At 50.3% G+C, this 6,860-nt stretch carries 5 protein-coding genes; 1 reads left to right on the forward strand and 4 read right to left on the reverse strand.

The features are described from left to right. Positions 1-37: 37 nt before the first annotated feature. From lysS to B157_RS0116300, 3 genes are all read right to left on the reverse strand, one after another. A complete protein-coding gene (lysS, locus tag B157_RS0116290) occupies positions 38-1,807 on the reverse strand; it encodes a lysine--tRNA ligase (RefSeq protein WP_020604369.1) in 1,770 nt (589 codons plus the stop codon). Positions 1,808-2,000: 193 nt separating this feature from the next. Further along, positions 2,001-3,905, reverse strand: coding sequence for a S9 family peptidase (locus tag B157_RS0116295; RefSeq protein WP_245565101.1), 1,905 nt, complete (start codon positions 3,903-3,905; stop codon positions 2,001-2,003). 330 nt (positions 3,906-4,235) lie between these two features. Further along, positions 4,236-4,652 (reverse strand): OsmC family protein, encoded by a 417-nt coding sequence (locus tag B157_RS0116300; RefSeq protein WP_020604371.1) that lies wholly within the window; start codon positions 4,650-4,652, stop codon positions 4,236-4,238. 111 nt (positions 4,653-4,763) lie between these two features. Here B157_RS0116300 and B157_RS0116305 point away from each other — a divergent pair, with 111 nt between their 5' ends. Continuing rightward, on the forward strand, positions 4,764-5,357 hold the full coding sequence (locus B157_RS0116305) for a Crp/Fnr family transcriptional regulator (RefSeq protein WP_020604372.1): 594 nt from the start codon (positions 4,764-4,766) through the stop codon (positions 5,355-5,357). Positions 5,358-5,359: 2 nt separating this feature from the next. Here the strand turns inward: B157_RS0116305 and solA are convergent, their stop codons facing one another. Further along, positions 5,360-6,529, reverse strand: a complete 1,170-nt coding sequence (gene solA / locus B157_RS0116310; RefSeq protein ID WP_020604373.1) for an N-methyl-L-tryptophan oxidase — start codon at positions 6,527-6,529, stop codon at positions 5,360-5,362. Positions 6,530-6,860 lie beyond the last annotated feature (331 nt).

Genomic DNA, 6,860 nt, shown 5'->3' on the forward strand with positions numbered 1-6,860 from the left:
AGTGCCCCACTTAATTTTTAAGTGGGGCTTTTGTCGTTTAGTTTTCTACCCAGCCCTTAACCTGATCAAGCGTAGGCATCGGTACATCCATTTTTAGCTTTTTGCGAACACCACCCAAATCATTGAACAGTTTATTCGGGTTAGCAGCCTGCAGCTGGTCGACCGTCATGAAATTTAGCTTTTGTAGCGCCGGAACCCATTCGATAGGTACGCCCGCCGTTACAAAATCGCCTTCGTCCGACTGCTCCACTTTCTTTTCGGGGCGCATCTGAGGGAAGAACAGCACATCCTGAATAGACGGCTGGTTCGTCATAATCATAGCTAGCCGGTCAATCCCCAGCCCTACGCCCGCCGTTGGGGGCATACCGTATTCGAGGGCACGCAGAAAATCTTCGTCCAGCATCATAGCCTCTTCATCGCCCCGCTCGGCCAGACGCAGCTGCTCTTCAAAGCGTTCGCGCTGGTCGAGCGGATCGTTCAATTCAGAGTAAGCATTGGCTATTTCTTTACCGTTGCAGATGGCTTCAAAGCGTTCGACCAGTCCCGGTTTGCTCCGGTGCTTTTTGGTCAACGGCGACATCTCGACGGGGTAGTCGGTGATGAACGTCGGCTGAATCAGGTTGGGTTCGCAGGCATCGCCGAACAATTCGTCGATCAGTTTCGATTTGCCCATTGTATTGTCCACTTTGATGCTCCGGCTTTCGGCTACCTGCCGCAGTTCGGCTTCTTCCATGCCCGATACATCCACACCCGTGTATTCCTGAATAGCCTCGAACATAGTCATGCGTTTCCAGGGACGCTTGAAGTCAATGACGTTTTCGCCAACCGTCACTTTGGTTGTTCCGGCTACGTCAAGGGCTACTTTTTCCACCATTTCCTCAATGGTATCCATCATCCAGAGGTAATCCTTGTAGGCTACGTAGAACTCAACCTGCGTAAATTCGGGGTTGTGCGTACGGTCCATACCCTCGTTGCGGAAATCCTTGGCAAACTCGAAAACGCCATCGTAACCGCCCACAATCAGTCGCTTCAGGTATAGCTCATTGGCAATTCGCATGTACAGCGTCATGTCGAGCGAGTTATGATGCGTGCGGAATGGCCGGGCGGTTGCTCCTCCGTGGATAGGCTGCAAAATGGGTGTTTCGACTTCCAGATACCCTTTCTGGCTCAAGAACGAACGAATGGAGTTCACCAGCTTCGTCCGTTTGACGAACACATCGCGTACGTGCGGATTCACAATCAGGTCGACATACCGCTGGCGGTACCGTTGTTCGGGATCCGTAAAGGCATCGTAGGTTTCCTTTTCGCCCTGCTCATTCACCACCTCTTTCACCACCGGAAGGGGACGAAGGGCCTTGTTCAGAATCGTAAATTCGTTGACATAGACCGAGAGTTCGCCGGTTTTGGTCGAGAATACATAACCCCGAACACCGATGATATCGCCGATGTCCAAGAGTTTTTTAAAAACAGTGTTGTAGAGGGTTTTGTCCTCGCCGGGGCAGAGGTCATCACGCCGGAAATAGAGTTGCATCCGCCCGGTGGAATCCTGCATTTCGGCAAAGGAAGCACTACCCATAATCCGGAAGCCCATCAACCGGCCTGCCAGTTGAACGTTACCCCAGCGGGTATCGCCGGAGAGGTTCATTTCGGGTTCCACCGTCGATTCCGGGTCGGGCAGAAACTTGGCCTTAATATCGGCGATGGTGGTATTGACATCATACAGGGCAGCGGGGTATGGGTCAATGCCCATCCGCATGAGTTCTTCGCGCTTTTGTCGGCGGTTTATTTCTTGTTCGCTCAGGAGCATAAAGTTGGTACCAAGTCGGTCAATCAGCGGGTTGACCCGTTAATAAGGCCGCAAAAATAGCGAAAAGGATTGGCGTTTGCAGGATTTGGTCGCTGTTGGGTATAGGACAAGTTTATTAGCCGACTGCCTGAACAGTGGGATTTGATGAACTGGTCAGGTCTTTCTTAACCGTTGAAACGGTTTTTCTACTGTGCTACTGTCCTGGCCCGCGCAGGTATTTGTCCAGAAAATCCTTAACCGCTTTGTAGGCCGTTATCTCGTTTTCTTTCTTCACAAAACCGTGTCCTTCATCCGGGAAGGTGACATATTCGACCGGCACGCCGTTTTTCTTCACATTCGCTACAATTTCGTCTGATTCAATCTTTAGCACCCGTGGGTCATTGGCTCCCTGAATGACCAGCAACGGCTTTTTGATGCGCTCGGTATGAAATAACGGCGACTTATTGTAGAGGGCCACCGAATCCGTTTTAGGATGGCCGATTTCTTTAAACATGGCCTCGCGTTGCGGGCCCCACCATTCGGGCATGCTGTTCAGCGTACGAAGCCAGTTGGCCACCCCGAAAATATCGACGCCTACGGCAAATTCATCGGGTGTGAAGGTCAGTCCCGCCAGGGTCATATAGCCACCGTACGAACCGCCCATAATACCGATCTTGGTTGGGTCGACGTAGCTGGTTGCTGCCAGAAACTTCTTCGATTCAACGCAGTCTTTCAGGTCGGCATCGCCGTGTTTCAAATCATCGGCGGCATAAAACGTTTTGCCATAGCCCGAACTGCCCCGGTTGTTCACCGCCAGTACCACATAGCCACTGTTTACCAGGTATTGAACAAGCGGGGAGTAATTAAGCCGGGTCTGCCCGCCCGGTCCGCCATGAATAGATAGAATGGCCGGAAGTTTATCGCCTATTTTGGCGTCTTTGGGTTTGTATAGCAGGGCGGGAATCTCCATACCATCAAACGATTTGTACCGAATCACCTCACCCGAAACCAAATCGGCAGCCTCAATTTCAGGATTCAGACCGCGTACCAGCGGAGTGGCCTTGCCGGATTTAAAATCATACGAATACAGCGTAGCGGGCGAGTTGGAACTGTTGACAAAGAAGGTCATGCGGCCTTCGCTATCGGTGATGTTTACGCCGGTAACATCGCCCCCCGGCAGGGCGGGCATCTTAATGGTCTGATTGGTGCGGGTATCGATGATTCGTAGTTCCGTACGGGCATCGTTGTTGATGGACAACACCCGATAACGGCCCTTGTACGACAGGTTGTCGCCGGAAATGTCCCAGTTCGCCTTATCCAGAACAGTGCTCGCACCCGTGGCCAAATCATAGGACTTAACGTACGAAAACTCGTTTCCTTCATTGGTTGAGATAAGAAGTTTCCGGCCATCGGGCGTGAAGCCTTCGGGACTATTACTTACGTCTCCGGTGTGTTTCGTCAGGAGTTTGTTTTCTTTAGTTTTAGTATCGTACAGATACACATCGCTGTTAGTAGTGGTGATGGTTTTGGCCAGCGCGATATAGCGCTTATCGGGTGATACATCGCCGGGGAAAAAACCGCCTGGATTTTCGAAAAGCAGGGTAGGGGTGAGGGTAGCCATATCCAGTTCATAGACATCGAAAGCTGCCGGACTGCGCTGGTTCGACTGGTAGAAAAAGCTCTTGCGGTCGTGGCTGAGACCCGCAAACTGGAACTTTGCTTTTGGGGCTGGGGTGAGGTCTCTTACTGCCCCATCTTTCTCCCGCAAGTAGATATGGGTCAGTTCATTGCCCCCCTGGTCACTGCTGTACAGAATCCGTCCGTCGGGCAGGTAACCGATGGCGAAGATGGCATTGGTTTTAGAGGATGTTAGTTGCCTAGGCTGACCGCTGCCATCGAATGGTGTTTCATAGAGATTGAATACCCCATCCTGATTACTGCTGAACAGCACTGTTTTTTCGTCCGGCGAAATGTCGGACCCACCAAACCGAATGGTTTTCATAAACTGTTCGATGGTGTATTTGCGGGTGGCTTTCGGGACTGTTCCAGCCAGCATAAGGTGCGTGCATACTGATAAGCACACCACTAACAGACCGTGTCGGATAAATTGATTTTTCATTAGAAGAAAGTTCGATGAGAGATGAGCCTTATCCGGCGTAATTCTACGCCGGTCATAAGAATAGCAAAGTTGCTCATTTAACCCGATTTCGCCTGCTATATAATGCCGGATTTGAGTGTACGGTTAACGTATCGGATTCCACGTGCCAGTACTCAACAAAGGAAGTGTTTTCAGCAGAACAAATGACTGACAATAGATTGATGGACGGGATTTGTTAATCCCGGTGTTAGAAGGCATGCTTCAGAAGCTATCAGGGATGTAATCCTAAACCTAAAAAGCGAATCAGTGAAGGCCACTGATTCGCTTTTTAGGGTCAATTGTTGTCATAAATCAGGCCAACGTAGCGTCAACGCTGATGCTGGTATTGAACAGCTTTGATATGGGGCAATTATGCTCGGCGTGGTTAACCAACTCATCGAATTTAGCTTTGTCCAAACCCGGTACGCTGGCGGTAAGCGTCAGTTTGGAACTGGTGATGCCGCTGTCTTCCAGCGTAATCGCGCACTTCACATCCAGTGCATCAGCAGCAAACCCGGCTCCCTGAATATTGAAGGCCAACTGCATGGCAAAACAACCGGCGTGAGCAGCGGCTATCAGTTCTTCGGGGTTGGTGCCAATACCGTCGGCAAAGCGGGTGTTGAACGAATACTGCGTTTCGTTGAGAACTGTACTGGCTGTTGTCAGGCTACCTTTGCCATCTTTACCGGTTCCGGCCCAGTGGGCTGATGCATTGCGGGTAATTTTCATGTGTGTATGATTTAGATTTGTCAGCGATTTCTTTTAACAGGACAAAAGTAGCCGGGCGTATTCTGCTAACTTTTCACCTATGTTAAAATGCGATAGAACAGCACAAAAAAGATGATTTCTGATCCATACGAAGTACTACATCAATATTTACATCAGTTTGCCCAACTACCGGAAGCGGATATGCAGTTGGCTGATGAATTCTGGCACGTCAGGAAAATAGGTAAGCATGATTACTTCAACTTCCGGAACTCAGTCTGTCGGCAGGTGGGGTTTATTCTGAAAGGGTTATTCCGGGTTTATTACGTGGACCCCGGAACAGAGCAGGAACACAACCTCTATTTTATCCCCGAACACATGTTTCTGACGTCGCTAAAAGGCTTGCTGACGCAGACGACCTGCCCCTATCTCATTGAAGCCCTGGAAGATGCGGAACTGCTGGTTATCGATCGGGAGCATTTGCAACAACTTTACCTGCGTTCGCACAGTTGGGAGCGGTTTGGCCGACTCCTGGCCGAACAGTATTTCCTGTTCAATCAGATGCGGTCTGAAAGTTTACTGACACAAACAGCCGAAGAGCGCTACGTGGATTTAGTTGAAAACCAACCGGATATGCTGAATCGGGTGTCGTTAGGGCATATTGCCTCGTATCTGGGTATCAAGGGACCGTCGCTGAGCCGAATTCGGGCGCAGGTTGCCCATAAGTAATGCTACTTAACGAACGCAGAAAAACTGGTTAACTGGAAGGGTTTGGTAGTAAACCTGGTCCGTCCAGTCAGGGTTAGTTCAGCCAGAATCTGCCCCACAGCTGCCGAATGCTTAAAGCCGTGACCTGAACAGGCTGATGCCAGTAATACATCGGGATAGGCTGGATGCTGGTCGATGATAAAATTACCGTTGGGCGTCATGGTGTACAGGCAAACGGCTGATTTGACACACGCCGGACTGATGCCTGATAACGTAGGAGCTACAAATTTTTCGTACATCAATTGTGTTTCAGCATTACTAACTGTGCGGTTAACAGCAGAGGGCGAGGTTGGGTGTTCATAAGTCTCTGTTGCCAGTTTGATTCCTCCGTCTTGCCCGTTCACGGCCGGGAATCCATACACATCCCGATCACTAAAGATAAATACGGGCATCTTGCCGGGCGTATATTGACTGTAATTATCCTGCACCGCAAACCAGTACAGAACCTGCCGATACACCCGGAGCAAATGAGCATACGGTGTACCCCGAAGTGATTCTGCCAGCCACGCGCCGGTAGTGAGGATTAGTTTTCGGGTGCGATACGCAGTCTGGTCCGTTTGAATGATGATACCTGCTTCTGTCGACTTGAAAGACACCATCCGTTCGTTGGTGCGTATCGTCACTCCATTTTTACGGGCCTCTTCAAGCTGAACAGAAACACAGCGTTCGGGTTGTAGAAATCCGGCTTCCTGCTCGTAATAGCCAACGTCGTTTGGGCGAAACTGGAACTGAGGAAATTCCTGCCGAAGGGTGAGAGTATCGAGTATGCGATGAGGGATACCAAACTGCCCGGCGGCCTGAATCGTTGTATCGAGCCACCCTGTTTTGTTTCGGGTTCGTACCACGGAATTTTGCTGGCCTACGAATAAGCCGCCGGTAATAGTCAGTAGCTGTTCGGCCGACTGTTGTTCGAGTTCCCGCCAGATTTGGTAAGACCGCAGGGCCAGAGGAACAAAATGCGCCCCTTCGCCAATGGCCTGCCGCGTAATTCTGGTATCCCCGTGGGTTGACCCAAGCGTGTGAGGAGGGGCAAACTGATCGAGTCCCAGTACGTTCGGGGTTTCTTTTGATAGCTGATAGAGAGCAGCACTGCCTACGGCTCCCAGCCCTACTACAATCGCATCAAAAATCATGGTTTATAGTTATCTCCTAATTTCATCATTTCCTTCAAAATCCATTTTTGCCGTAAAGCAGGTCGGTGAAGCAGCCTTTCGGATAGCAGGAATTGTTTGGGGTACGGTCAGGCAGTGTGGAGTACCGCTAGTACCCTTCGTCGGTAACCAGATAATAAAATTTCCTATGCGTGGACTGGTCCTGATTTTGGACAGTAACCGTTAGTAACTCAACGTGTGTGTAAGCGTTGAAAGGCGAAACTGTGCTATCAATCACCGATTGATCAGCGTCTTTGCCCGTCTGTTTGATGGAAGAAATCGCTTCTTCCCGTGAATCGAAACTGCCTANNNG

The sequence above is a fragment of the Spirosoma spitsbergense DSM 19989 genome, assembly GCF_000374085.1.
In the GTDB taxonomy this organism is placed as follows: domain Bacteria; phylum Bacteroidota; class Bacteroidia; order Cytophagales; family Spirosomataceae; genus Spirosoma; species Spirosoma spitsbergense.